At 57.7% G+C, this 26,276-nt stretch carries 19 protein-coding genes; 14 read left to right on the forward strand and 5 right to left on the reverse strand.

All coding sequences use genetic code 11. The features are described 5' to 3' along the window. Nucleotides 1-258 precede the first annotated feature (258 nt). From I6F28_RS26660 to I6F28_RS26670, 3 genes are read right to left on the reverse strand one after another with little or no spacing between them, the layout of a single operon-like run. On the reverse strand, nt 259-1,635 hold the full coding sequence (locus I6F28_RS26660) for a hypothetical protein (protein WP_225141980.1): 1,377 nt from the start codon (nt 1,633-1,635) through the stop codon (nt 259-261). Then, entirely contained in the window at nt 1,632-3,056 is a 1,425-nt protein-coding gene (locus I6F28_RS26665) for a caspase family protein (RefSeq protein ID WP_225141982.1), read from the reverse strand. The genes I6F28_RS26660 and I6F28_RS26665 overlap by 4 nt, the downstream gene beginning before the upstream one ends. Further along, nucleotides 3,031-4,353, reverse strand: a complete 1,323-nt coding sequence (locus tag I6F28_RS26670) for a hypothetical protein (protein ID WP_225130017.1) — start codon at nt 4,351-4,353, stop codon at nt 3,031-3,033. Before I6F28_RS26670 ends, I6F28_RS26665 begins: the two co-directional genes overlap by 26 nt. Before the next feature lie 522 nt (nt 4,354-4,875). On the opposite strand from I6F28_RS26670, the gene I6F28_RS26675 reads away from it, so the two are divergent. From I6F28_RS26675 to I6F28_RS26705, 7 genes are all read left to right on the forward strand, one after another. After that, entirely contained in the window at nt 4,876-6,693 is a 1,818-nt protein-coding gene (locus tag I6F28_RS26675; protein WP_225141984.1) for a phospholipase D-like domain-containing protein, read from the forward strand. A 71-nt stretch (nt 6,694-6,764) separates the two neighbouring features. After that, nucleotides 6,765-6,953: a hypothetical protein gene (locus tag I6F28_RS26680; protein WP_225130013.1), complete on the forward strand. Its 189-nt coding sequence runs from the start codon at nt 6,765-6,767 to the stop codon at nt 6,951-6,953. Nucleotides 6,954-6,996: 43 nt separating this feature from the next. After that, nucleotides 6,997-8,004, forward strand: coding sequence for a DUF3616 domain-containing protein (locus I6F28_RS26685; protein WP_225141986.1), 1,008 nt, complete (start codon nt 6,997-6,999; stop codon nt 8,002-8,004). 2 nt (nt 8,005-8,006) lie between these two features. Beyond that, a complete protein-coding gene (locus tag I6F28_RS26690) occupies nt 8,007-8,819 on the forward strand; it encodes a S1/P1 nuclease (RefSeq protein ID WP_225130010.1) in 813 nt (270 codons plus the stop codon). Nucleotides 8,820-9,623: 804 nt separating this feature from the next. Next, nucleotides 9,624-10,907 (forward strand): carbon-nitrogen hydrolase family protein, encoded by a 1,284-nt coding sequence (locus I6F28_RS26695; protein ID WP_225130008.1) that lies wholly within the window; start codon nt 9,624-9,626, stop codon nt 10,905-10,907. 81 nt (nt 10,908-10,988) lie between these two features. Next, nucleotides 10,989-11,702 (forward strand): hypothetical protein, encoded by a 714-nt coding sequence (locus I6F28_RS26700; protein ID WP_225130006.1) that lies wholly within the window; start codon nt 10,989-10,991, stop codon nt 11,700-11,702. A gap of 31 nt (nt 11,703-11,733) precedes the next feature. Continuing rightward, the gene (locus I6F28_RS26705; protein WP_225130004.1) at nt 11,734-12,216 is read left to right on the forward strand and encodes a hypothetical protein; all 483 of its coding nucleotides are present in this window, start codon (nt 11,734-11,736) and stop codon (nt 12,214-12,216) included. A 340-nt stretch (nt 12,217-12,556) separates the two neighbouring features. Here the strand turns inward: I6F28_RS26705 and I6F28_RS26710 are convergent, their stop codons facing one another. After that, nucleotides 12,557-13,402, reverse strand: coding sequence for a DUF3616 domain-containing protein (locus tag I6F28_RS26710; protein WP_225130002.1), 846 nt, complete (start codon nt 13,400-13,402; stop codon nt 12,557-12,559). Nucleotides 13,403-13,739: 337 nt separating this feature from the next. Between I6F28_RS26710 and I6F28_RS37870 the strand changes: the two genes are divergently transcribed. From I6F28_RS37870 to I6F28_RS26735, 5 genes are all read left to right on the forward strand, one after another. Then, nucleotides 13,740-14,006, forward strand: a complete 267-nt coding sequence (locus I6F28_RS37870; RefSeq protein WP_225130000.1) for a DUF4160 domain-containing protein — start codon at nt 13,740-13,742, stop codon at nt 14,004-14,006. Beyond that, nucleotides 14,003-14,530: a hypothetical protein gene (locus tag I6F28_RS26720; protein WP_225129998.1), complete on the forward strand. Its 528-nt coding sequence runs from the start codon at nt 14,003-14,005 to the stop codon at nt 14,528-14,530. The genes I6F28_RS37870 and I6F28_RS26720 overlap by 4 nt, the downstream gene beginning before the upstream one ends. Before the next feature lie 668 nt (nt 14,531-15,198). After that, the gene (locus tag I6F28_RS26725; protein WP_225129996.1) at nt 15,199-15,606 is read left to right on the forward strand and encodes a hypothetical protein; all 408 of its coding nucleotides are present in this window, start codon (nt 15,199-15,201) and stop codon (nt 15,604-15,606) included. Nucleotides 15,607-17,838: 2,232 nt separating this feature from the next. After that, nucleotides 17,839-19,137, forward strand: coding sequence for a glycoside hydrolase family 28 protein (locus I6F28_RS26730; protein ID WP_225141987.1), 1,299 nt, complete (start codon nt 17,839-17,841; stop codon nt 19,135-19,137). A gap of 214 nt (nt 19,138-19,351) precedes the next feature. Beyond that, nucleotides 19,352-20,389: a pectinesterase family protein gene (locus tag I6F28_RS26735; RefSeq protein ID WP_225129734.1), complete on the forward strand. Its 1,038-nt coding sequence runs from the start codon at nt 19,352-19,354 to the stop codon at nt 20,387-20,389. A 675-nt stretch (nt 20,390-21,064) separates the two neighbouring features. Here I6F28_RS26735 and I6F28_RS26740 read toward each other — a convergent pair. After that, nucleotides 21,065-22,891 carry an NEL-type E3 ubiquitin ligase domain-containing protein gene (locus I6F28_RS26740; protein WP_225141989.1) on the reverse strand — a complete coding sequence of 609 codons (1,827 nt, stop codon included), beginning with the start codon at nt 22,889-22,891 and terminating at the stop codon, nt 21,065-21,067. 689 nt (nt 22,892-23,580) lie between these two features. Here I6F28_RS26740 and nopM point away from each other — a divergent pair. After that, on the forward strand, nt 23,581-25,320 hold the full coding sequence (nopM, locus tag I6F28_RS26745) for a T3SS effector NEL-type E3 ubiquitin ligase NopM (RefSeq protein ID WP_225141991.1): 1,740 nt from the start codon (nt 23,581-23,583) through the stop codon (nt 25,318-25,320). A 726-nt stretch (nt 25,321-26,046) separates the two neighbouring features. Beyond that, nucleotides 26,047-26,184 (forward strand): nucleotidyl transferase AbiEii/AbiGii toxin family protein, encoded by a 138-nt coding sequence (locus I6F28_RS37875; protein ID WP_225142076.1) that lies wholly within the window; start codon nt 26,047-26,049, stop codon nt 26,182-26,184. Nucleotides 26,185-26,276 lie beyond the last annotated feature (92 nt).

Below are 26,276 nucleotides of genomic sequence, written 5' to 3' on the forward strand. Positions count from 1 at the left end.
AGTTGGGCTGCTCTGTGGGTCCGCGAGAGGTAGTGTCGGCAAACTGAGACACTGCCCGCGAGGGGGATGGGGGAGGCAGACTGCACTCGCCTATTCCAGCTCCGAATAGACCGGTGCGTGTTGCCGTTCATGGCTGCATTGCTATCGCGGCTGAAGGTGGCGCTGGCGCCTCTCTCCACATTGTCTGGTTGGGCTTTGGTTTGTCACCGAACGTGGTTCTCGCGGCATTGCGCGAGCTTGTCAGGCCAAACCACATTTCTAGACAAACTCCGCCATAACGTCCGTGCCAAGCCGCAAGCAGGTCAACATGGATTCGAAATTGGCCGCCGAGGCCGCACTATGAGCTTTCCGCACATGATCGCCGAACCTTTTATCATCAGGGAAGAGGTCACGGCATAAGTTGGAGCTGTCGCGAAGCAGCCTGACCCCTTCAGTGTAGATCGGAATACCGCACTTGATTGCAGTTACGAGCTCGTCTGGCACACTATCTTGCTTACCGGTAGCTATCCATTGCGCACATTGCAGGACATGCACGTCGGGCAGGTCAGGATTCATTTCCCTCAGCCGCGGGATAAGTTCATCAGCGTAGGGGTGCCTTAGCTTGTAGAGAACGTAAGCCGCCAAAATGCTGGTGTTCGAACTCGGCATGTCTTGAGGATTTCGCAATCGCTCAATGAGATCATCAAGGAACAGGCGGGCACGCTCCATGGCGCCTTGACGTACGTATTCGTACAACGTCGTTGCAAGGGCATCTTCAGGAGAGGCCGGATATGCGGATAAAACGGATCCACTCCGATAGGCGGCGAGCTCGGAACTTGCCGCGAGCTTAACCGCCTCTCCTTTGGGCCCGGGCAGCCAAACGACTAGAGCAGCGTTGTGGCTAGATGGTTCGGAAATCTCAACATAGAAGCAGTTGGTCGGCGCGATCCCAGAAGGAACGGATATTTCTCCTTGAGCATCTACTTTACCGTCTCCACCTTTCCTCAAGACCAATGTTGAGTGCGTCCGGCCGGGGGTCCACTCAACGAACGTTCCCCAGCGGTAGGACAACTCAATCGGAGAGCCAGCATGCGCGTCGTGTGCAGTGCGGCGGTGTTCAGAGTTTTGAATGCGCGGCGATCCCGGATCTGCCGAACTGACGTCAGTAATGACGACCTGTCCGCGGAATCTGTCCAAGAGGCGGGTAAGCGCATTCCTGCCAAGTTCTGCGATGTTCTCAAGTGCGCGGTTTCCGAGCTCGCGGAGGCGCTCACCCAGCCAAGGCGGCATGGTCTCGCCGGGCTTACGGCTCGCTTGTATTGCGGTTGCGATTTTCATCAAGGACTCGGCTTCGCGCCAGAAGTCTGCAATCGCGTCAGTTTCCTTCATGTCCAGCACAGCTTCGCCGATAGCTAGTCCGTTGGTACCTGTTTCTGGGGTTGCGACGGTGATCGAAATAATGCGCCCGGAAGGAAGAGCGGTTCTCACCAGGTAGGAGCCTGGACCCGGCACGCCGACGTCTGTAGGACGGCCGGCAAGACGCAACGCCGCGCGCTCGGCCTTTCCGGCCTCGGAAAACACTTCCACGGCTATGGGCGCGCCGGCCAGGTCCGGTGGCACATTTTCAGCTGTGATCCGGACGATGTAGCTGGTCACGGCTTCGCCCCATCCGGTTTGCCTGTGTCGCGCCGCTTGATGTCTATGATGACTTCAGAAGCCGGAAGCTTCGGCTCGAACGGTTTAAGGCCGGTTTCATATTTATCGGTGTCAAAAGCCGCATTCGCCGTCCACTTTCCGATGGGGACGGGCGTGCACCACGGCCCGTCCCTCCGTTTTGCTCGGCTTAGGCGTCTTTCACCTGGCGCCTCTTCGGCGACGAACAGATCTGCGGCTGACATCGCTGTGCCAAGGCTACACCTTACCTTGACCAGGACTTCAGGGGGGCCGACAAGATCGCAGAGAACGCCTGTCGTGTTGACGACACCCGGCTTGCTTTCGGAGAAGATGATCCCGCTGTTATCTTCCGTCTCAGCGCGATGCAACGCCGCCGACTTTAGAGCAATTGCCAGTGATGACATAGTCACCGGGCATCCATCGACCGTTGGGTCACCAGCACGCTGCGTCAAGCAATGTATGAGTTCCTGCGTGAAAAAGGGCGCGTCTTTCGCGTCTCCGTAGGCCTTACCGCCTGCGTATGAGCCAAAGTAGATTGAGGCATCTCTTTCCGAGATGGCGGCACCGCTTACAGGCGTGCAGAGCGGGCGACCTATCACTTCGAGCTGGTTTGCGATCGCCTCGAAGTTATACTCGGAGCAAGCGTCGATGAAGAAGCATTGCACGCTGGGCTTCCGGTTTTGTAGGTAGGTCGCGCTCGCGATCGTCGCGATCAGGTTGCCTCCCTCTTTGTCGTTGGTAGGAAGCCGCGCGTCTTGGGCGAACAACGTCGGCTCGGACTTGAATATGCCGTGGCCGGCAAAGTACCAGATCGCGGCATTTTCCAGCATTGTACCGGAACGGTCCAACCATTCACCGAACCGCTTGCGGATATTTTCGAATGTAGCTGGTTCGGCTGGCATCGCAGGACAGGTAGTTGCAAACCCGAGCTTCGTGGCCGCGTCACCTTCCAGTTTCCACTCGCCCTGCTCTGGTGTTGCCGAACATAGGAATTCGACCGAGCCTAACGGGCGGTCAACCTTGGAGAATTTCGTCAGTGCCCACTCGGCGAATTTCCTGGCTCCGTTCACCGATGTAGTGACCGTCGGAATGATGTCCTTTGAATCGTATTCGCCGACGCCAACGATCATTACGTGAGTTCTAGGCTTGCCGTCACTCGCAGCCTTCTTCAGAGCTTCTTCTGCTTGTTTGACAAGCGTCGTATATCTTTCGACGGCATCCTCTTCGGCCTTGCTCGCGTCGAGAAATGGAATGCCGTCTGCGGCCTTTAGTTTACGGCGTCTAACTATGGCCTCGCTCATTTTCAGCCAAGCCGGAGCGAGGGCGTTTTCGCCTGTAAACCCTTCGGCCCAGATCAGGGCCATAAGCGCCTCCAAATCAAACTTGCGCTCCCTTTTCTTCAAACAACTCCTTTACTCTTTCACGCAGGCGGGCAAAGAAGCGGGGAGTGTCAAAATATGCGGCATGGGAAATGATTGGCAAAGCATCCGTCTCGAACTCAAAATCGAGTACGTCTTTGAAGACGCCCTTGGTCGCGAAACCAACGTAGTCGGTCAAATCATAGACGTTAATCCAGCGCGATACTGCGGCAGGAAGATCAGCAGGCTCGCCCTTTGCGAAAGGCTCCGCCAACTCGCTAGCCGCTGCTAGGCGCCCCATCTCCGCGAACAGTGCGACCTGAGAACCTACGGTCACAAAAAGGTCGCACCGCAGGTCCTTCGCAAAGTGGGTTAGAATGTCGTAGAGAATGATGCCACCGAAGCTATGGCCGACAAGATAGAGTTCTTCGTCGCCAGGGCGACGGGCCGCGTTTGCTTCCTTGATCGCGGCAATGACTCGTTCGACAATTGGTTGTCGGTTGTCCATGTAGGTGAACACGTCGCCCACGAAACGTCCGGCGAATGTGGAAGCGGAAGGACGGACGTATTCGGAGAGGCCGAGGAACGCTGCACGAGTTGCATCGACTGCAGCACCTCCCACGGCGTCTTTTACGTTCTTAGTCACTTCACTCACTGCATCCTTGATCGCGGTGGCGCCGGTCTTAAGCCAATTCAGAACAGAGTTTCCAATCGCCAACGTTTGGATTGTTCCATTGGCTCCTGTGGCCGCTTCGCTCGAAGTTGCAGAAAGTGCCGTTACCGAACGAAATAGCTCTTCCACAAACTCGCTGTCGTTCTTGACGGTCTGCAGCCAGGACGGATTGCGGTTGGCAGCCGCGTATGCCTCGGCTACCAGAGAGAACCGCGCCACGTCCGGCAACGCATTTGTCAGTGCCTGTGCTAATGGACCAGCCTTTGGAGCGTTCGAGGAGCCAGCGAATAGCAAGTCCACCGCCGCGGGCAACGATCGGGCCCTCGCAACGGTTAACAGTGGATCGCTGTTCAAGGTGGGTTTGTTGACGAGTTCGCCGTCCAACTTTGCTGCGGTAGAGGTCACCAAGTCCACACGCGCCGGCTGGCCAACCGCTAATGTTTGTGCGCCGGACGTGGGCAAGCTGGCGAAGTTGCGGGCAAACTTGACTCCGAGGTCTCCCCAGTAGGGCGCAAATGTTTTCAGTCCGTCGGCGGTCTTTACCCGATCGATAAAAGCAACATGCGCCAGCTGTTGCTGGAGCAATGTGCTTCGGTCATCGAAGACCCGCTGCTCTTGTGGGGTGTTGCCTCTGCGCGTATTCACGCCATGCACGAAAACAAGCGGCATTGTCGGGCCCTCGTATAGCTGGTCCATCTTAAATGGCTAGCGTAGCAATAGACAATCTGAAATGTAGCCCGGAAATTTGCTCAGCGGCGTATGCCTCGCTGCGACCTAGGGAAATCCCTAGGATGCCACTGGCAACTAGAGGTTGGTTCGCTGGTATTGGAGGCGCCAGTTCGTTTGTCCCGCCCGGGGCGCTGCCTGCCCAGTATCCCGCCGACGCACAAGAGTAGTGTGCGTAAACGGCGCAGTTTCCAACGTCCGAACAACAAACGACGTTCGCATTGCGATGCTTCGATATTCAACAGCGCTCCACTCTCGACAAGTCAGCCAGTCGCGATAAGGTTGCACATTGGACAAACGGGGCAGGACGGCATGAGCAGAGAGCGAGCTACCGATGGTCCGCTGCGGGTACGGGCTATAGCCGGTACACACGTCGTACTGATGGCAATCGATATCGATCCCGAGCGACTGGAGGGCCTCAGGGGCTTCGCATTCCAGGCTAGGCACGGTCAGGAGACCCGGTGGTTGCAAGGAACCAAATATTTCGAAAAGCTGGTGCCCAAACCAGAAAAGAGTGCGAAGTATTCGACTTTGCAGCACCCGATCCAGAGCTTCCTTTGGTCAGACTACGAAGCTCGCCCTGACACAGAATATGAGTACACGATCGTTGCGATGTACGGTGAAATCGACGGGCTTGAGCGGAGGTATAGCGCAGCCGTCAGAATCAGGACAGAGAAGGAGAACGACGGAGAACACGGCGTTTGGTTCAATCGAGGGGTAGTCGCTAGCCGGGCGTACTCTGTGACTTTCCAAAACCGCACGCTGACGGAGGAGATGTACAACGCCGTTGATGATAAGAATCGCGTCTCTGAGGAAACCTCAGTCTGGCTTTCGCGGGGGCTTGAAGAAGCCTGTGTGACCTTCATCAACGAAGTCCCAGAAGGCGACAAGCTCCGTGTTTGTGCCTACGAATTTACGTACCTTCCGCTGCTGAAGGCCCTCAAGGCGGCGATCGCTCGGGGTGTCGACGTCAAGATCATCTACCACAAGACGAAGGCGAACGAAGATGCCATCGATGAGGTGAAACTTCCTGCGGGGAGGCTGATCGAGCGAACCCGCCCGCAAACGCCGCACAACAAATTCATCATTTGGCTCGATGACCAAGCAAGTCCGAAGGCAGTTTGGACCGGATCAGTCAACTTCACTCCGTCTGGTTTCCTGGGGCAGACCAATGTTGGTCATGTGGTGACTGACGCGAGCAACAAACCAACCGCGATCCCACGGAAGTACCACGAATATTGGAAGGTTCTTTCCAAGAACCCTACCGGAAAGCCGGCGCGCGAAGCGGCCATCGAACTCTCGCCGAACCCGCCGAATCTCATCCCGGAGCAACCAATCACAGCATTCTTTTCGCCCAGGATCGCGGATAACCTGCTCGACTGGTACGGAAAGAGGATCGAGAACGCGCAAACGTCTTGCATGTTTACGGCCGCCTTCACCGTCGACCCAATACTGCTGAGGTCCTTGGGCAAACAACAGAACTCAATGCGCTTCGTTCTCCTCGAGAAGCCCGCTACTGCGGATGCCCGCAAGGCGGAACGCAGTAGCCGCGGCCGCTTGGTCATGTCGAATGGCTCAGTGCTCGGAAAGGTGACGAAGCAGTCCTTCGAAAAGCAGGAAGGGGAGGGCGGTACAAAGCTGGTGCCAATCCCCAATTTCCCGCTCGAGAAGTGGTTCGTTGACGAAGAATTGGCTCGAAAGGACGGAAAAGGCTTCGTCTTTTTCGTGCACACAAAATTTCTCTTAATTGACCCGCTTTCGGACGACCCATTCGTTTGCACCGGTTCAGCGAACTTCTCGGGTAATTCCCTTACGGCCAATGACGAGAACATGCTTTTCATCCGGGGCAACACCCGTGTCGCTGACATCTACCTCACAGAGTTCGATCGTATTTTCCGTCACTTCTTCTTTCGAATGAGCGCCAACCGTGCGGCCATGGCTGATGAAGAAGAGGACGAAGCTGCCAAAAAGGCGGTGTTGCTGGATACAACGCCGACTTGGATGACGCCGTATTTTGAGGATGGCGACTACAAGTGCAGTCGTCGAATTATGTTTTTCGCTGACCCGCGGGCGAATTGGTCGACGGAAGCGGCGGAGGATACGAAAGACATATTTGCTGACGAAGTCGAGCGGGCCAAAGCCAAACGAACTAAGGCAAAAGAAGCAAGGGAAGCGAAAGCGGCTGCCGGACAAAAGTCTGCGGCGGCTGCAAAAAAGAAGCCCACTAAAACGGCTAAGGCAAAAGCGGGTAAAAAGAAGAAAGCAGCAAGACGGGGCGCGTGAAGAAGACCAAAGCGTCGAAATCGAAGCGAGCTAAGACACGCAAACAGAAGCCCCGGACAAGGATTAGGGTCGTGGCGAGCTATGTTCTCTACGTTCAGGATGACAGGGACAGCGCCTTCAAGCATTTCGGCGTTGTGATCCATGATGAGGCGGAAGCCATCGCCAATGCCACTGGACACCAGACCCTAATCTTCAAGGACGGAGAGCCATGGAAGCTCTTTGACGGATTTGGGACGTCCTACTCGATCGTGTTAGATTGAGGGATTCTCGGAGGGTATGAACGCCGTACGTCGGAGAAGTCCAATGAGTTTCATTGGAAGAGCGGGATTGCTCGCGCTACTTCTTGCCGCTTCTACCGGGCCTGCGCTGGCGGAGAAGCGCGACGCTTGGCACGTTGACGGCAGATTGCTCGGGAAGGACGGTGAGAAAGCCGAGGATGTAAGTGGGATGGCCTGCGCCACTGACCAGGGCTTTCCTCGTTTATGCGTCGTCATCGACGACAACGTACAGCATGCGCAGTTCGTGGAGGTTCACGATGGAGAGATCATTGTTGGCAAACCGGTCGACTTAATTGCTAACAGTTTTGAGGGGAAAGCGCTCGAGCTAGACGGCGAGGCCGTCGCATTCGCAGATGGTTTCTACTATGTGATCGGTTCGCACGGCCATCCGCGCGATAAGAAGGGAAAGCTGAAATCCAAGGCAAATGCTGCGGAGATCCGAGCGAGGATCGCTGCGAGCAGCCAAATCGTCAGATTTCGGGAGGATGGCGCGGGCGTCGATAGGTCCGCAAGGTTGCGGGATATTATCGCGGCCGATCGGACACTTCGGCCATTCATGGATAAGCGTCTGGAGAAGAACGGCCTCACCATCGAGGGCCTAGCGTTTGGGCCAGGTGGCAAGTTGTTCGTCGGCTTTCGAGGGCCCGTCCTAAGCGGGAATCGGGCGGTCGTGCTGTCGGTGGGGGCGAAAGCTTTATTTGAAGGGGGAGACGATCGGCATGAAACGTTTCGGCTTCGATTGGGGCCCGGCCGCGGTGTTCGCGACCTGACGAGCTTCGCTGGCAGCTTGCTGATCTTGGCAGGCCCGGCCGCGGACGAGCCTGGGTCTTATGCGCTCTATCTCTGGAACGGAAGAAGCGAAAAGGTTCGCCTCCTCGCCGAATTGCCGTTCAAAGGTAAGCGCAAACCGGAAGCCGTGCTTCCCCTAGATGTAACGAAGTCCAAATTGAGAGCCCTCGTCCTCTTCGACAGCGAGAAGGAAGGCTCGCCAACTCCTGTTGAAGTTCCTTACCGTGAGCGTTGGGAGATTTAGTGATGCGCCGCATACCTTTAGCAATTATCGCTCTTCTTGCGTTTTGCACCAGCGCTTCGGCGTGGGGCGACGAGGGACACAAAATCGTCTGCGAGATCGCCTATCGACTGGCGCTGCCCGATACGCGTGCCGCGGTTCGCAAGCTCATCCGAGCAGACACGGAGTTCGACACCTTTTCCGAGTCTTGTGTATTTCCCGACCATCCGCGCATTCGTACTCAAGACCACTTCGTCAACCTTCCACGAGACTCGCGTGGGCTCACGTCGGATGACTGCCCGTTGGCGCCAAGCTGCGTACTGAAAGCCATCCTGAACGATTCGAAATTAGTCAACTCGAGACACGAGAAAACGGTGGATAGGCTCATTGCGCTGAAGTCACTCGGTCACTGGGTGGGAGACATTCATCAGCCATTGCATGTGTCATTCGAGGACGATCGCGGCGGAAACAACATTCGTGTGCGAGGAGAATGTTCGGGTAATTTGCACAGCGCGTGGGATAATTGTCTAGTCGTGCAGGCAGTTGGATCCGATGTGTTCGACGCTGCATCGGAGCTCATCGACGAAATCACTCCGGAGATGAAACTGAAGTGGAGCTCGTCCGAACCTCGCGACTGGGCGAACGAGTCATTTGCCATCTCTGAGTCAGTCAAGACTGGTTATTGCGTTATGCATAGCTCGTCTTGCGACCTTCCGGAGGGTACGGTCGCCGTCAGTGAGGATTACCTTGCCGTCAATGTTCCTATTGTAAAGCAACAGCTTCAGAAGGCGGGATTCAGACTTAGTCGGCTCCTCGACAGCGTTTTTGCTGACCGGTAGGGCACCCGTCCCCGTACCTCGGGATTTCCCTAGGGCCGACGTGGCCCAGGCCTCGCTCGGGCGGGTGATCGGGCTTCCAAGTGCTGCACAGCCTGCAATGAATCGGGTACCCTTTTCATGCCGAAGAACTCCAAGTCGCGGTCAACGATCCCCAAACGCTTCCAGGCGCGCGAAAGGTGGAGATTCTCCGCTCGCTGTCTGACGATCGAGATGTAGAGGAGCTTCTCCGCAGGCGCTTATTGATATTTGCTGCGCGATACGGCGATCGTGATGCAATGTCCAGCTTGATCGACACGGCCGATGAAATGGAGGTCCAGGAATTAAGCGCTACACCTTGCAGGACCGGCAACATTTGCTCGACCTTTCGCTCCTGCAATTGGTCGTCTCTCGCTGCTCCTATAATGGGGCGTCCGGTTCGGTTGCGCATGATCGCGGCTCACGGGTCTCAACCGGCCCTAGATTCGCTACTGCTCATCTATGAAAATGCCGCGCATCGGGACCTCAGGGAGGTGGTTTTGGGTGTGCTTGAGCCCCTGGCAGGGAGGCTAGGAGTGCGGATTCGCGAAGTCGACGACCGATTGGGCGCGGTCGCGATTGGCTAAGCTCTGGCTCCGATAACGGCTTGCAGTCATATCGGGGCAGCGTTGACCGTCTTCGGCCTAACGCTCGACTCGAACTTAGCCTCCGAAGCGAGCCCCCGTCACGTTCAGGTTGTCCACCGCCTAGGGAAATTACTAGGGCGGCGGAGCTTGCGCGAAGCGAAAAGCCCTAGCATTGTCGCAAGGGGGGGTGACCAGTCGGCGCATGAATTTTCAGGAATGGATTGATAAGGCACGCAATCTCGAGGCGGAAATTGCTGCTGCACCTTCGATAGAAAAGAAGCCGCTTACCACGGTATTGTGCCGACTGCATTTGCTTGCGTGTGAGGCGCCAATCCCTGTTCTCGCGGCCTACGAGCGACTTTCAGAAGCGACCCTAAAACATTTGACTGGCCGGCGGATCGAGACGATGACGCGCGGCACTCATCGCTGGACGCCGCGCTCGCTATCCCCAGAGGACTGGATGCTTTCTCTGGGGAGCCAGATTAGAGCAGTCGATGAATACCTGTACACGACCTCCGGGACGGATTTTGGGGACCCTGATTCGGAGCTAGATGAGTGGCGTTGTCCTTCGACCAACATGCTCGTCGTGCCTCGCCCGCGAAACTTGCAGGACTCTCGGCTCGCTGGGCGACCTTATCTCAAACGCGGAATACTGAGGCATCGCCTACTTCCCTCCGAGGTAGGTGGTCTCGAAGTCGTCCCCATCCGCATAGACCTACGGGAAGCTGGCGAGAAGTCGGGAGTTGCGGCCTCGCTGTTCTCCAACCTTCAGCTTTTCACTCGCGAAACTCGCGAAGGCAACTTCATCGCCGAAAACGTCACGTTCGACGATATCGATGAAACCCTGGACAATCAGATCGACCAATCGATGTCGAATGGGTGTGCAGGCATCGTCTGGCCGGAATTGACAATCGATCAATCCACGCGACTTAAGATCTGCGACCTCTTACGGAAGCGCACCATTGCCAGTGATGATGAATTCCCTCTTCACTGGCTGCTCGCCGGAAGCTGGCATGAAGAGACTGATGTAGGCTATTTCAACCGAGCGACGGTCTTGGACGGATACGGACGTGTGATCCGCTCATTCGATAAAATTGTTCCGGCTCGGGATGAAAAGGGCCGTCTGGAGGATATCAGATCGGGGGAATGTATCCCCGTCCTTATTACCGACAGCCAACTGATCGGCTTGGCCATCTGCCGAGATTTCTGCGATCGGGCCTCGATGACATCGCCTTACCTTACCTTGCCCGTAGATTTTTTCGCTGTGCCATCTATGGGGGAGGAGTCCACTATGGTCGCTCACCTCAACGTCGCGGCGGAGGTGCAGGCAAAAACGGGTGCCCGCGCTCTCGTGGTGCAGCAAACGGACGCCCGCTTGGCGTCACAGAAGGAGCTTGGCTACGTCCTGCCCCTGCCGCCGTCTCCCGCCTCCATTTCCGTCAATTCCTTGAAATCACTTACGAAATGGCAGTTTGTTTCAGAATGAAACATGGGGTTACTTCGGGACCAAATCGGGTGTAAAACGTTGTAAAACGATCTCTTAAACCTTAGATGGGATAACGGTTCCATGTTGGCTTTCGACGATATCGCTTTAGGCGATGCCTCTCCCGAGGAAGCGCGGCACATCATTCGTGCTGCCCTAACCGACGGCGGCGCCCGTGCGGCTGAAAGCATCTACCGAGCCCTCCGCGCCTGGACTTGGAAGTGCTTGTCCGACGGCCGGCGAGACGAAGAATTGCGGCGCTGGCACGAGATTATGGCGCGAACTGGGGCTTATCTGGAGGTCGATCACAAGACCTTTGCAGACAAGATCAGTGTGCTGAAGGAGTTGGTCTCTGAATCCATTACTGCGGGCGAGCGTCTGTCATCCGCGGATGTGTTACAGCGTGAGCATGTCCGCGACATCCTCATGGAGATTTTCCGTGAGCCGCATCGTCGAATCTACAGGGCAGCACTGCTGCGCCATTTTGGTCTTGGACAGGCAAATCTCTCACGAGTGCTGAATATGATGACGGTTGCCGGTCTTATCCGGCGTACCAGTTTCGGTAAGCACGCGGCTTTCAGTCTAACCTCGGTCGGCTTGCGAGCCGCCAAGCTAATCGCCGAAAGAGAAACACCAGCACACAATCACAAGCGAGTCGGAGTGCCGACGACAGTGACCTCGCATCCAATCAAACACGGGGGAGCGAAGCAGGTCCAAAACGCCAAGGAGCTGCTTCATCCAACCAGAAGCGCAAACCAATACGAACCCGCTGCATTCAGCAAGGCCGTGGCTGTTTGAGGGGATGTAAGTTCGGATCGGAGAATTTCAGATGGCGAGTAGCCGGGCCGTAGACGCCGCTTCGGAAAGCGAAGAGCGGACTCCTGACGCAATCCGCATGTACGGGGATTTCCTCGACAATGTGAGCGTCGTGAAAAATTCGCTTATGTCCTTGCTCCTTTCGGTCGGTGATATCGAGGCCGCAGGAGACGAGAGCAAAGTCGCTTCCGGTGAGGAAACTGCGCCGGGTCGGACAGTACTCGTGCCGTTCGTCGAGATGAAGCTGGAGGGCGAGCAAGAGCCGTATTTCGCCAATGTGCTTACCCTGGATAACGTCGCCTATCTGATCTACGATCTCGCGCAGGACTTTGAGGTGGTCTGCCAACAGCTTTTGACTGTCTCGAACGGAGGAGTGCCGCCCGAGGCCCGGCGCATTGAACAATCCGCAGAATGGATGAAGCGGGCCCGTGAACACGCTGGCCGCGCATTTCAGTATCTGGAAAAGATTTCGGACCGCATAGAGTCGGTCGGTTAGGATGAGCCTATAATGGGTTGAGGGCTCTTGAACATGCCAAGCTTAACGGCTCGCGACAGCGCCTGAATGGCTAACTATTTCAGCTTGCCGTTCGGCAAACATGCGATAGGCACTTTCTGCACTGAAACGCGGGTGACTGGAATAAATTGTGCCACGCCAGTCACAGCCGCGTCCTCCAGGTGATGCTAACTGGCATTTTCGTCGCGTCGGCCTTGGACGGATTGCCAAATCTGATGCCGCGACCCCGCGGCGTCCTCTCGATAGGACAACGTGATCAAAGCGTCGGAATCTTGGCGTCGATCCCAGCTCTTGGCATTTCCCTTACAGTCGAGAACGGAGTTTAGTGCGGCTTTCGTGGGATCACGAATTTCAAAGGTCCGCCGTCGCACATACCATCCGCCAAGATTACCAGCTCATATTCGTCGCTGACGTCTCGCAACACCGCCAACGCCTCCGGCTTGAGCTCATCGTCGCACTTGCGGAGCTTGACATCATCGAGTCCAAGGCCGGTAACGTTTTTCAGTTTCGCCACGTCGGCGTGAACGCCATCCCACAGGCCCAGGATCCAACCGGCCTTCTCATTGGCGACATCGTCGTCGGGGCCAGCGAGGACCAGTACGCCGTCATTCACTTGAACCAGATCCCTTATACCGCGGCCTTCGCCGACTTCGACCAACGTGGCGTCCGCCTTCGGTGTGTCGGATTCGAATAGTGCGACGGCATCTACCGAGAGGATCGGCGCTCTTGCATCTTTCGCCGGTCCGCGAAAGCCGAAGTGCAAAGTCCCGTTCCGTATTGCGACGCCTTCGATGTTGACGCCTCGTTGCCCTTTGAGGTTGGGAGCCTTCTCGGGCGGCTCGGTTCTCAGGCATTTCTGCTCGCCGATGCTGTCCGACAATGCGGGTAGGGAGCTCATTAAACGCCAGAGGGCGTCGGTATCCTTGTAGTCGGCGAAGTGCTGCGAGGTATCCAGTTTTGCCCTTCCGCTCGTGGGGTCGATAGCGAACCGGATAACATGCCGGCTCCCCGGATTGCTCTCGCAGGTCTTGCGTTTTGCCGAATGGGAGCCCGTAACGTAGAAATATTTGCCGTCGGTGGTCGCCCCTTCTGCGTCCAGTTCCTCGTCCGAGGATCGGAGCGGTACAGCCGCATTGTCGATCACATAGCCCGAGGACGAGACGACCACGTAGTGCGCCAGCGTACCCTCGTCGAAAACGACTAGGCAGGGGCTGCCGGCCCCTGTATTGCAGGCTATTCCGCTGAGCGACTTCCGTGCTTTGTTGGCATGCGACGGGAAGATGAATTGTCCGGCTTCCCACGGGCCCGCGACAGGCTTTACTGTCGGGACGGTTTGAGCGTGGACGTCTGCGGCAATGCTTGAGTGAAGTCTAATGAGGAAACGGAGTTCCCAATGAAAGCCTCGAGCACGTTGCTCGCATATTGGCACCATTTGACCATTTCACTGGGAATCAGCCCTTTCTGTCGAACGATGTGACAACAGATGGAATTCCGTTCTTCTCATAGTGAGCCACTTGACCACGAAAGAGGGCGTTGCCAGGCAGGTCGGCCAAAGCTCGACGAAGTTCAGCGGTAAGATATACATTTATCCGGGAGACCATAACCCGCCTCATTTCCACATCAAAGGGCCGAATTCGAACGCACTTATCGATTTGGTGACGCTAAGTGTCATTAGGGAAGGCATCGAAGAAGGATCTAGACGAAGTAATCGCCTGCGCAAAGAAGGCGGAAAATCGAGCGTTTCTGGCAGCAGAGTGGAGAAGGCTAAATGAGCGAGAATGAGACTATCGATAGCGGAATTCCGCTTCCTCGCATGGCATCGATTAAGCCCTTCGCTCCCTACACCATCGCCGTGAAGTCGGCGGATGGTCCACGCGCCGGGCGGGAGGATGCTATTGATATCAGTCCAATAATCTTCAGTTACAAAATCTACAAACCGCTTCGTGAGGAAGGCCGGTTTTTGACGGCGCGCCTTGTCGACAACGATGGGGACGCGGTCATTTGGGATGGTGGCGATGATCTCACGATGTCGGCGGATATGATCTATGCGCTAGCTGAGCAGATCATTACGCCCAAGGAGTTTGCAACTTTTCTCGCGCGCAACAACCTGACTCAAGAGGCGGCTGCGGCCCATCTTGGACGCAGTCGACGCCAGATTGCGACCTACGCAACAACCGGCCCTATCCCCCGGATCGTGGCTTGGGCTTGCTATGGTTTCGACGCGTATCGACGGGCCAAAGCTATGGCTGAGAAGGTTGAAAAGGATGAGCATGCTAAAAACAACAAGACGGCTTAAATTCTATTGATCTGCCACAGCATGTGCTGCTCCGGACTTGTTCGTATCCGAGCCCGTTTTTCGTAGGAAGCAGCGCCAGGATTATTGGAAGAATCGCGTTCGCCCGTTCTGGCAAGAGGTCTGGCCCAAGTCCCGAAACCTTGCTTCAAATAGCATCGCGGACTCGCTGGCTGTCCTGAGCATCGCGGGTTTGCTTCAACCTTAGGCGCGGTTCTGGACTGGCTGCAGCCCCTGGAGCATCCCCACCATGTTGTGCACGAGCTGGATGAGTCAGGACTGTGCGCCCGATTTCCCAAAGCCGCATTGCGTTTGCTCGACGCTATCATCAGTGATCAGCCTTGGGCTCCCAGAGAACTTGTGAAGTGCCTGGAGGCTATCGTGCAAGCGATACCGGGGTTGCGAAAAGACAATCGATATCAGCGCTTGGCTGAGTATGCGCGAAAACACAGGGTCTGACGTTGACACTTAAATCCGCAAAAAATTGAGATGGTGCATGAATACGCAAGGCATCTCGCAGGGAGTCTGCCCGCCAAGGATCGGACGATGCACCTCAACCAGTGCGACGGTCTCGTTTCGGTTCTTTGGCGTCACGGACGACGGTCACAATCTCAAAATATGAAACACTCGCAAGCCGGAATACCGCGCGACAGATCCTGCTGAGGTCCTGAATGCCGCTTTTGACGAACGATCCCCTTACGCAACTCGCGTTCTCCATCTACGAGAGCAAGGGCGTGTTTGCGCTCCTGTTGGGGGCCGGCCTCTCCCGTGCCGCCGACATTCCGACCGGATGGGAAATCACGCTCGACGGAGACTATAACGACGCCCGAATCTTAAACACGGAATCCGAGCTGAGCGGCTACCCGGCGCAATACGACACCTGTGCGGTTGGTCTGGAGAATGGGATCATGCCCTTCGTGCGGCGTTTCTTCGCGCGCCGAACCCCGGCGATACTCGATGTTCTGGGCTGCGCGCGGTACACTTGGCGACGGCCGCAGCAGTTGATCGAACATCGGAAGGCTCGGACAATTCCGATCATCGATGCGAATAAACGCATGATGGGACGGGTGCGCTGGTAAGTCGTGGCACGCGTTTGTTGCAATAGAGAAGGAGCTGCCAGATGAAACGGCCGACCCCAGGAACCCAGCGTGCGAATTTCAATGCTCTGGCGAATTTCAGGCGTTTTTGGCGAGACTGCGATGGTTGGCAATCGAACCAAGCGGCCGGGTTCGCCTCATTTCCCGCGTCGATAGAGTACCGATGGAGGGGTAACACACGGCTATTTCGCTCTGACGTAACAATCATATCTCACAGCGGCCCGGACGATGGGAGAGTCGATATTGAGGAAGCACATAGGGTACATGTTGACGACTTCCACCTTCGCTTCGAAGCGCGTTGGCAACAGTACACATTCGACGAAGATTCTGGCTCGCTCACCATTACGGGATCGTCAGACAAAATGGGAGGACCGTATATTGTGAACGTCATGCCGATCTTGGTGAGAGAGGACCAAGGCGAACCTCGCGAAGGCGATTGAGCGCAACATTCAGTACGGCTGATGGTGGGGCTTTGTTGTACTCGGTGCCTTTTGACCTTTCCGGGGTAACCTAACTGGCAACCACCTATCGCTTCGACCACCACGCGCGTTCTTGGGCCAGCGCGTCCGGAGGCGTCGCAGGATGAACCCGGCCGGGAAAGTAGGGCGCCGAATGACTGTAAGCGTCAGCCCGCTGGTGCCGCTAATCCGGACGCCCGTCGGCCCGCCAACCACCGAGCCGCCGTAATCTCGCCCGAGCCGGGCGAAGATCAGAGCGAGGATCTGCTCCGGATCCTTCTGAAGGGTTACCGGCTGGTAATCGGCCTCGACGATTGGGGGGCCGGATCCTTGAAGGTGCGACTGTAGGCATAACCCGCCTTCGCGAGCCGGCGTTCGTTCACCGGCCGACTCCAAATTGCGATTGCCGCGGCGCTAACCGCGGCGCCTCTTGCGGTGGCACGTCGCTGTAGTGCGGAGCAATCGTCTGCCACCAATCATCGAAGCTTCCGAAGTCCGCTCGTCACCTCTCGGTAGTCCGCCCACGGTCAAGGCCGTCTCTCCGGCGACATAGGCCGCATCAGCGGCCCGCTTGGCGAATTCCTCCAGATTCTCGTTCGCTTCGCGCTTCCACCTCAGAGTGCCGGCGTAGGCCCAACTGATCGGCCCTGGTGGACCGCCTTCTACGAACAAGATCCGGAAAGCCTTGCGAGATATCCAACACAGGACCTCCGCCATCGGTACAGCACGCCGTCAGACGATCAGCAGCCGAACCAGCCGGTAGAACACGCCTTTGAGCAGCGATTGGATGCGGCGCGCGGGAACGGTTCCGCTGGCCTTGCCCGACGCCTCGGCCGCAAACCGCCGCCGAATGTGTCGCGCGGATTTTGATTACATTCACGAGATGATGAGCGGCGTCAGTGCTCGACAAAAACTGTCACGGCGACTGCTGAGAAGTATCTTCAAATGCTTTACAAGGTGGCGCGTTTCCCGGCGAGCGCGACCAGTCACTCGAAGCCAGTGATGACAATGCACAAAATCGGCTCTCTAACACCGTGTTCAAGGAGAACAAACACGTAGGTATGGCTTTGCGGGCGCTTCAAGAACAGCGAGGAGGTTCATCAGCAGTCAAGGTCAGGCGCGTGCGGGCTGCGGCTTCGGCGAGGTGTCGGGTGCACACCCGTGGCTCCCACTGAGGCGATCTGGCAGCGGCTAAGTGACGAGGCCCAATCGGAGCGCCGCGGATCGCCTTCGACAGCTCCTAGCGTCAGCGGCGGTGAACAGTCGATTTCCTTAACCCCGCGAGCGCTCGACCTCGATCTTGCCGCCGTGAAAGCCGATCGCCCCGCGTTCGTCCAACGACGTGTCGCTACAAATGTTGCGGTGCGCCCTCCTGGCTGAACGGCAGCTTCGGTGGTCAGGTGACCGTGGGCGCTCCTGTCACTTCTTGTAGTGCGGCTCTTCGATCAAACGTCGATCCGACGCAGCGTCCGGATTCACGCGCAGTTGTTGATGCCGAAAATCGGGGCCGGTTGGGCACTCTCTCAGTGTGAGAACGCTGAGAAGCTGTTTGGATTTTGGACTATCGCACAACGCTTCGTCTTGTTCGCGCATAGGCAAGGTGCTGCTGCGCAATCGTAAGGTTCAGGCCTCTGCTGCGTCTTATAAATGTCATCTTGCGCGGGCCAGTGACGCGCGCGACGGCTCGATCGAGCCAGCGCTCAATACCAGAAAAGGCACGCGCCAAACGTGGGCGTGACAAAGCACGAGCAGGTCAATGACAAAGCGTTTTCGCAGCTGGGCCCTATTATCCATACTCGCCTCCATGGTTGTCTGCCCCGCCGCAAAAGCGCAAGACCGCCGGACTATCGCCGTACCTGTTGCACCTCAGACGGTCTGCGATCGCCCTGTGCCTTCCGGCAAGAACGATACAGTTAGCCTACAGGACGCCATTCAACATTGCCCCGATGGCGCTGCAGTCTATCTCGGGCGCGGCGAGTTTCACTCAGGTCCACTCGAGATGAAATCGGGCGTGACCTTATGGGTCGGACGCGGTGCGACACTGATCGCCATCCCCGAACCTGCTGCTTACGACAAGGGCCTCGGACAATGTGGTCGCATTGCAGAAAAGGGCGACGGTTGCCGGCCATTCATCAGCTTTTCTAAAACGCGCGGCGGCGGCATCTACGGAGAGGGCATCATCGATGGTCAGGGCGGCGCAATGATCGGCGGCGGCGCGGAAACCTGGTGGCAGCTAGCCCGCCGCGCCCAAGCCCAGGGCGGCAATCAGAACGCCCCACGCTTGATCCAGGTCGATCATGCGCTGGACATCACGTTCTCTGGTGTCACCTTGCGCAACGCTGCCAATTTTCATGTCGCGATGAACCGGGTTGAAGGTGCCACGTTTTGGGGCCTCACGATCGATTCGCCGGCGGATGCCCGCAACACCGATGGCATCGATCTTGGCGCCAGTCAGGATGTGACCATCACCCACAGCGTGATCCGTACCGGTGACGACAACGTCGCAATCAAGGCCGGCGACAATGGCTCAAGCAGCCATATCTCGATCATTGATAATTATTTCGGCTGGGGGCATGGCATGTCGATCGGCAGCGAGGTGAATTCCGGGGCCAGAGACATATTGGTGCGTAATCTGACGCTGGATGGTACGACGTCGGGCCTGCGCATCAAGAGCGATGTTAGTCGAGGCGGTCTAGTCGAGGGCGTGACTTATGAGTACGTGTGCCTGCGGGGCAACCGGTGGCCGCTGGCCTTCGATACAAAATATGATCCGCGCGCTCAAGGCACGAGGATTCCGGTCTATCGGCAAATCGTTCTCCGTCATGTGCATGGCGACGCTGGTGTGCTGCTGATGCGCGGCGTAGACGAGCGGCATGCCCTGGACGTGACACTCGAAGATGTCCGATTCGCCAATTCCGCGACTTGGCAACTTGAACATGCGAAGGTCACCGCAAATCACTCTGACGTATGGCCCCCGCTGCCCGGACGAGCTACACAACCGCTGCTGCGCGGATCGGAGGTATGTTCCAGGGCATTCCGCGACGGCAATCAGTAAGCACTACACCCGGCACCGAACTCAGATGGTGAGTTCCGCATCTGGGGCCAAGATTACTGTACGCGGTCGGCCTCATGTCCCGAGTTGGTTGCAATTTGGCGAGGGTTTTGCAAGGCCGAAAATGCCAAGGTGACGAGCAGGTTCTGATTTGGCGTTGAAAATCTCGTGTCGATGCGCGGCGACTATCCCGCTGAGAAACGAAGTGTGAGATCACATGCGAATTTTCATTTCCGCCGCTGCACTTCTGGCGGGATGTTTCTGCATCTCGGCAGCGTACGCTCAGGCTCTATCGGTGTCGCATGCCGGAACTGCAGACTATCACTCCTTGCAGCAAGCCATCGACGCGTTGCCGGCGGAAGGCGGAAATATCCGGATCGCGCCGGGCGTCTATCGCGAGAAGGTCAAAATCTCCAAATCCGGTATTCATATCGAAGGGACTGGCAGGAAGCCGGAGGATACGGTCATTGTGTATGGCGACGGCGCGATCAATGTAGGAGGAACCGCCCGTTCGGCGACGCTGGATGCCGCCGGCGATGACTTCCGGCTCGAGAATCTGACCATCCAGAACGACTACGCCCTCGATCCGGCCAATCCACCCTCGCAGGCGGTAGCGCTGTCCGTTACCGGAGATAGGGACGTCATTACGCGCGTCCGTCTGCTCGGCGCCCAGGACACGCTGTTTGCGGGCAAGGGACCAAACGGCAGAATGTCACGACAATACTTCTCGAACTGCTACATCGAAGGGCATGTCGATTTCATATTTGGCAACGCCAAGGCCTGGTTCCGGCAATGTGAGTTGCACGGCATCGCCAATCAAGCGGTCATCTACACCGCTCAGAGCAAGGCAGTGCCGGATGAGGACAGTGGCTATGTGTTTGATCATTGCAGGCTGAGTGCCGACCCTGCTGCGCGCTCTATCGCACTTGGCCGCCCCTGGCGCCCCTACGCCACCGTGGTCTTCCTGTCGGCGAAGATAGATGCCCCCGTCACCGCGGAAGGGTGGCGCGAATGGACGCCCGGCAAGACGAATACGTTGAGGACAAGCTATTATGCTGAATACAGATCCTTCGGCGTCGGGGCTAACCCCTCAGGCCGCGAGCCTCATTCCCATCAGCTGACAGAGGGCGAAGCTGCGAGATGGTCGCTGAGCGTGTTCTTCGGGGGTGTCACAGATTGGCTGCCAACGACTCAGGATGAAACAAAGAGCAACGTTCACGGGGAAGGGGTTCGACGGCGATCCTCGGGTGAATGACGGGAGGAGAGCCTGATTGTGATGGAGAGTCTTGTACAGCAACCCAACTGCCGCCGGAGTCACACCGACAGAAGGGGCAGGCGCGACGATCTCATCGGTTCGCGGTCCGCCCACAGCGCCCGCTCCAGCTCGCAGATCATCTTGTCCGTTTTCGGCGGATCAGTGTCGGCAAGCTCTACGGACCGTCACGTCGACATCGTCGTCATCGCTCGGGAACGGCTGATTTTCTTGCTCAGCGCCTGCGCAGATCTCCGGAGAACGAAGTGCGCTGATGCTTCGCGGCTATCTTCGTTCGGTCAGTGATGGTCAGGCCCCTCGTAGCTCAGCCAGCAGCCGGCGCCTCGATCAGCCGATACGCGCGGTGCAAGTACGGTGCAGTCCGGCATTCTTCCATGCCGGCTCCGAAGCCGTACAAACGCGCGTATCGGCTCTCCGATTTCGACAATTTGCCCGTATCCATGCGGCCCTCGATAGCAGCCGACGATCATCCGCCTCATCGCGAGATCGGCCATCGTCGCTTTCGGGAAACACCCGCTGGAACGAGTCGAGCAGCGCCGGTTTCTAGATCGGCGCCGCTCCGCTTGCTGCGCATCACGTGAAGGCTCTCGGGCACAAACCGGCGCACCAGAGGGAAACTGTAGCAGGAATTAACAGCCTCCTGCAGCAAAGCTGGCTTCACAGGGTGAGGCCGAGATCATTGAGCACCTTGTCTCTTAGAGCGCCCTTGATCTCACGGGCGATCTCTTTGCGAACTGCGGCACCCAACACTCGCTTGGCATCTTCGACGAGGCCAGCTTCAGCCCCGGTCAGGCCTTGATCGGCGAGCTGTTGCTCCATTCGGCTGTCGAACTCCTTTCCCATTGCACCAATGAGCTGGTCCTGCGTCTTGGCATGCTCTTCAGGTGCGATGCGGCGAATCACATCGTCCCAAGGCTGCCAATCCATTGCCAAATAGTCGGCAAATTCCGCCGCCTCCCTGTTCCGCACGGATGTCTCTGCTCTGTCAACGTCAGAGTCGGTAACGCCGGAGACTTCAAAGAAGCGCATGTCCGGCGCGACGTGTTGTAGTCCCAGCCGCTCGCGCAGTTTGTTCTGATAGGCAAGAAAGACTTCAACGGCGTCGATGTCTTCTACGTTGTCGACCGAGGCGAGCGAGTGAGCCTTATCGCGCGCGATCGCCTCGAGCGCGTCCATGCGGAACATGACGCGCCCCAATTCGACGAGATCGGCAAGCCGTGCCTTGTTGTCATAGAGGCCGTTCTCGACTTCCGCGATGAGGCGCGCGGTCTGCATTCCGTTCCAGGTTAATGTTCTGCGGTCCTCGCAGCTCTGGTTGGCATCCCATGCCAGTTGAAAGTACTGGGCACGCAATTGGGGGTTTTTTGCCGCCTGACGCAGATCATTGGCCACCGATTGCCGGAACCCTTCATTGCCAGAGCTGACGGACTCGAACAGCTTGGCGAGGAAAAGCCCGTATTCCCGAGCGCCCGGCTCTTCTGCAAAGTTCTGCCAAGCGGCAAGCACCTCCCGATCGACCTCCTGTGGATTGCCCTTCAGCCATTCTGCAACTGTTTCAGCGAGAGCGTCCGCCTGCTCATCGTCTGTCCCGGACGATTCACTTTCGTCGTCGTGCGAAAGGTGGACAGTCGGGCCGACATAACCCTCCGCGCCTAGGATTGTACTCAGGTTCGCCAGCACCTGCTCAGATAGCGGATTTTCAGTCAGAACTAGGGTGCCACCATCGCCCAAGGCCGTCAGCAGGTCCTCGGGCAGACTCGTCAAATGGTTTTGGCTTACGTCGAGAAACCGGAGCGAAGCTGGGAGAGCCGGCGGCAGATCCGTCAGTTGATTTTGGCTTACGTCGAGAAACTCGAGCATAGCAGGGAGCGCCACCGGTAGACTCGTCAGCTGATTGTGGCTGATGTGGAGAAATTGGAGCGAAGCCGGGAAGGCTTCAGGTAGGTTCAGCAGCCGATTGTGGTTGGCGCAAAGAAATTGGAGCCCGGCAGGCAGGACGGCAGGTAGGCTCTCCAGCCGGTTCGAGTTCACGTCGAGGCCTCTGAGCCCGCCCGGAAGCGGGGGCAGGCTGCTCAGCTGATTGCCACTGACATCAAGACGCTGGAGCGAAGCGGGGAGTTCGTCAGGCAGATTGGTAAGCCGGTTGAAGGGCACATCGAGCACGACAATTTCGCTTGGAAGTCTGGGCAGACTGGTAAGGGACAGCGACTGGAGATCCAGCATGGCGTCTTCACCCAGAGCATTGACCCGCCTTGCCGCTTCGTCCCGGTCCTCGAGAGGACCCACGTGCGGTTCAGCAGCCCAATTCTCGAGCGCCTCGTCTTGTTCGGCCGCCGCATGGGTTGAATGCCCGGAGTTTGCTGCGAAGCCCGTCACGAAAGCATCCCATTGTGCCGCCCCCCGGCCTTCCGCCCCATCTTGTTGGGAAGATGCAGAAGGAGTGCCTCCGCCGCGCCGAATCTGTCCTGCCTCAAAAGGATCCATTCCACTCCCCTTACGACACTGAGCCAACCCAGCCCATGACAACACGCTCTAGGACCTAGGACACTTATCTTTCGACAAGCTGACAGCCCTATCGCCGTAAGGGCAACGATGGCACCAAAGCCGGCAGAAGTCGGTAAAACGATTTGGAGCAAGAAATTGATCGCGGTCGCGGGTAGTTATCTCCCGTGCGCAGCAGCACTTAAACGCCGCGCCCAGCGCGCCGATGGTGCGATATCTCAATGGCAGGCAAATGAAGCCTTTTCGGCCGAGTGCGTGAAAGACGAAGAGCGGCAGTCGCTCGAACGCTCAACTCCGCGGCGGTCCTTTCACCTGCCAACCCAATCGGTGCCACGCTGGTCTTTGCCACTGGTGATAAACCGAGCGACTTGGATGTTCTGCAGCGAGGCTCGTCAGCTAATCGACAGGTGACCGTGCTAGGGGCAGAACGCTTTCGCGTTGGCGGTCCTCCGGATCTGTCCGCCCAACGAAATGGCAGCAAACGTTGCAGCAGCATTAATCCATTCGCCGCCTCCAACTCGTGTGAAGCTGTACCGCTTCGACCAGGAGGGGGGCGCCCCGACCCACGTGCGCTCGCTCGAATGATTATTGTGGCAGCGGGCAACCTCCTGCTTCGTAGCCTTGCGCAGCGGCAGGCGTATTCTTCAAGTTTCTGGCGAGGGAGAAAGTTGATGGACATAGGACAGGCACAGCGGAGCGCAGGTTCCGCCCCGGATACTTTTGAAGAAGGGGAGCGGGAAAGCTACCTCGGCGGCTTCAATCGTGCCGTGGCGAATTTGGTCGAAACCTTGACAGGGTATCGGACCCCAGCCTCCGCGCGCGCGCAGATCCTGGACAATTGGGTTGCCGAAGAGGGGCAGGGCGAAGCCGAGAATAGGCGACAGGGGCGCCGACGAATCAGGAATTCGGATAACACAGGTTCGCACTCGCTCGATTTGTCCTCCCTCTCGCTGACCGCTCTGCCTGCCGCGCTGCCGCCAAGGTTGCTGGAACTGCGCGCCAGGCACAACGAGCTAAGCAGCCTGCCCGCTATATTCCCACGCGGTCTCCAGCATCTTCTCATTAGCCATAATCGCTTGACCAGTTTGCCGGACGATCTTCCGGCAACCCTCTCTGAGCTGGAGGTCGCTGATAACAGGTTGACCAGTCTGCCGGCAAACCTTCCGGCCGGGCTGCAGATCCTGAACGCAAACGACAACCGGCTAACCAGCTTACCGGACGCTCTCCCGAGCGGGCTCACCGCGCTTGCGGTCAGTGGCAATCAGCTGACCGACATCCCCGAGTCCCTCCCCTCGTGGCTCATTGAACTCAATGTCAGCGGCAATCAATTGACCAACCTTCCCGACCCTCTTCCGAGCACGCTCCAATCACTCAATGTCAGCGGTAACCGGCTGACCAACCTGCCTGAAGGTGTTCTAGAAGCTCGTGTACCGCATAATAGCCTCTACTACCCGCATCTGGAGAGCCTCGACTTCTGGGATAACCCGCTGCCGGACGATGTTCTCGCTCTGGCGGCTGAAGCGCCACCGCAGCTTGCGCAGCAATCCCTGCATGAGGCTGCCGCACACTGGCTCGCAGACGACCCGGCCGCGCTGGGCGAATGGCAGCACTTTGCGGATGAGCCCGGCGCCCAAGACTACGCACAGTTCCTGGAGAGGCTGCGAGCCACTGTGAACTACGGCAATGACGGGTTTCGGCAGGCAGTGGCTGATGATCTGCGGCAGGCGGCCGCCAATCCGACATTGCGCGAGCAGTTCTTTGCGCAGGCTTCCGAGGCCAACGCGAGCTGCGAGGATCGTGTCACCTTGCACTGGAATGGTATGCAGACCGCGCGCCTCAACGCTGACGTCGAGGACGGAGTATATGACGATCGGCTTGGCGATCTGATCCAGCGCGGCCGTGTCGCCTTCCGCTTGGAGGCGTTGGACGAGATCGCGCGCGACAGGGTCAACTCGCTCGCCAACGGCAACCCGAACGTAGACGACATCGAAGTCTACCTGGCCTATCAACATCGGCTGCGCGAGCCACTGGAGCTCAGTCATGTCGCCCCTGACATGCGCTTCCTGGCGGTCTCTCACGTAAGCGAGGATGATGCGACGGAGGCGCTCAACCTGGTCCGGGGGCGGGAAGCAAGCCAGTTCACCGACTACATGGCAAGCCGCTGGCAACCCTGGGAGACGGTGCTGAGGCGCATCGCTCCGGACGAATATGAAGCGATGCAAGACCGGCTCGTCGAAGCCATGGGCGGGGAGTTTCAAACCCGCTTGGATCAGCGACTGGCCGAGCGTGGTCTTCTAGGCGATCCGGATGCCGAGCGGGTTCTCGGCGCCCAAGTCCGAAAGGAGATCGCTGGCGAGATCAAAGGCGAGGTCATGCACCGTGTGCTCGCAGAGCGCGGCCTGAAACTATGAGGCTCCCAAACCGCCGCAGAGAAATTTATCATTGCTCTGCGGGCGATACGTAAAGATCGATCGTGAAGCCTCACCCATCGCTGCCAAGGTGCTTTTGCACCTTGGCAAGTGCGCTGCCGTCGATCAGGGCCTTTCGGTCTTGCCGAGCGACGAAAGTTCCCGCGCGCGAGGCGACGCGCATTTGCGTCGCGTCGAAAGCCGCTTCGGGACGAGAGCTCTGTCGGTCGAAAAGTTGTTCAGGAGATCAAGGCGCGCAGCGGTGAAATTATTGGTTGCGCAGGCGCTGGCTCAGCCAACGAACTCGGTTTGACGAGGTAGCTGACTGTTCGGCAGGTTTATTTGACTTCGGGGGCTTCCCGCGAGCTCCATCGTGGCAAGCAAGTTTTTCTAGTTCAAGCATGCACCGCGTTGGCAGCTTACGATGGCAAGCCGTCGTGCCGGTGAGGTCGTGCGCGCGCTCGAGCGCGGCGATCCCGAGACTGCACGAGAAACCTTTTGGTCCCTCAGTCAAAGACGAAGCCCGATTGAAGTGAGCGAATCGAAGTCTGCCGGATCTTCATTGCCAACTCGGCTTGCGAGGCCCGTAAGCAAACTGCGTGCTGATAAACTTTAAACCTATCCGATCCCGAGAGGCGCTCACCGTTACTGCTGCGAACTCAGGACGGCCTGCACATCTTCCCGAAAAACAATGTTTGGGTCGTTGACGCCTGAACGCGCTGGTGGCCACTGGGCGAGAATCTCGTCTTCAAGGGCGGAACGTCCCTTTCCAAGGCTTACGGCGCAGTTCGCCGGTTCCCGGAGGACGTGGATCTCACATACGGCATTCGAGCAACAGCTCCGAACCTGGCGAAACACAATCGATGACAATTCGGTCCCTCAGAACTGCAGTGAAAGCAAAAATGGAACTCCAAGGCACGAGAACGCCTCCCGGTCTGCGTCGGGGAAAAGACGTTGTG

It is taken from the genome of Bradyrhizobium sp. NBAIM14 (assembly GCF_020193895.1).
GTDB classification, from domain to species: domain Bacteria; phylum Pseudomonadota; class Alphaproteobacteria; order Rhizobiales; family Xanthobacteraceae; genus Bradyrhizobium; species Bradyrhizobium yuanmingense.

Excerpts from the sequence above, each read along its gene's own strand:
- I6F28_RS26670 (WP_225130017.1), bottom strand. The coding sequence starts at position 4,353 with ATGCCGCTTGTTTTCGTGCATGGCGTGAATACGCGCAGAGGCAACACC.
- I6F28_RS26685 (WP_225141986.1), top strand. The coding sequence starts at position 6,997 with ATGAGTTTCATTGGAAGAGCGGGATTGCTCGCGCTACTTCTTGCCGCT.
- I6F28_RS26690 (WP_225130010.1), top strand. The coding sequence starts at position 8,007 with ATGCGCCGCATACCTTTAGCAATTATCGCTCTTCTTGCGTTTTGCACC.
- I6F28_RS26695 (WP_225130008.1), top strand. The coding sequence starts at position 9,624 with ATGAATTTTCAGGAATGGATTGATAAGGCACGCAATCTCGAGGCGGAA.
- I6F28_RS26700 (WP_225130006.1), top strand. The coding sequence starts at position 10,989 with ATGTTGGCTTTCGACGATATCGCTTTAGGCGATGCCTCTCCCGAGGAA.
- I6F28_RS26705 (WP_225130004.1), top strand. The coding sequence starts at position 11,734 with ATGGCGAGTAGCCGGGCCGTAGACGCCGCTTCGGAAAGCGAAGAGCGG.
- I6F28_RS26720 (WP_225129998.1), top strand. The coding sequence starts at position 14,003 with ATGAGCGAGAATGAGACTATCGATAGCGGAATTCCGCTTCCTCGCATG.
- I6F28_RS26725 (WP_225129996.1), top strand. The coding sequence starts at position 15,199 with ATGCCGCTTTTGACGAACGATCCCCTTACGCAACTCGCGTTCTCCATC.
- I6F28_RS26730 (WP_225141987.1), top strand. The coding sequence starts at position 17,839 with ATGACAAAGCGTTTTCGCAGCTGGGCCCTATTATCCATACTCGCCTCC.
- I6F28_RS26735 (WP_225129734.1), top strand. The coding sequence starts at position 19,352 with ATGCGAATTTTCATTTCCGCCGCTGCACTTCTGGCGGGATGTTTCTGC.
- I6F28_RS26740 (WP_225141989.1), bottom strand. The coding sequence starts at position 22,891 with ATGGATCCTTTTGAGGCAGGACAGATTCGGCGCGGCGGAGGCACTCCT.
- nopM (WP_225141991.1), top strand. The coding sequence starts at position 23,581 with ATGGACATAGGACAGGCACAGCGGAGCGCAGGTTCCGCCCCGGATACT.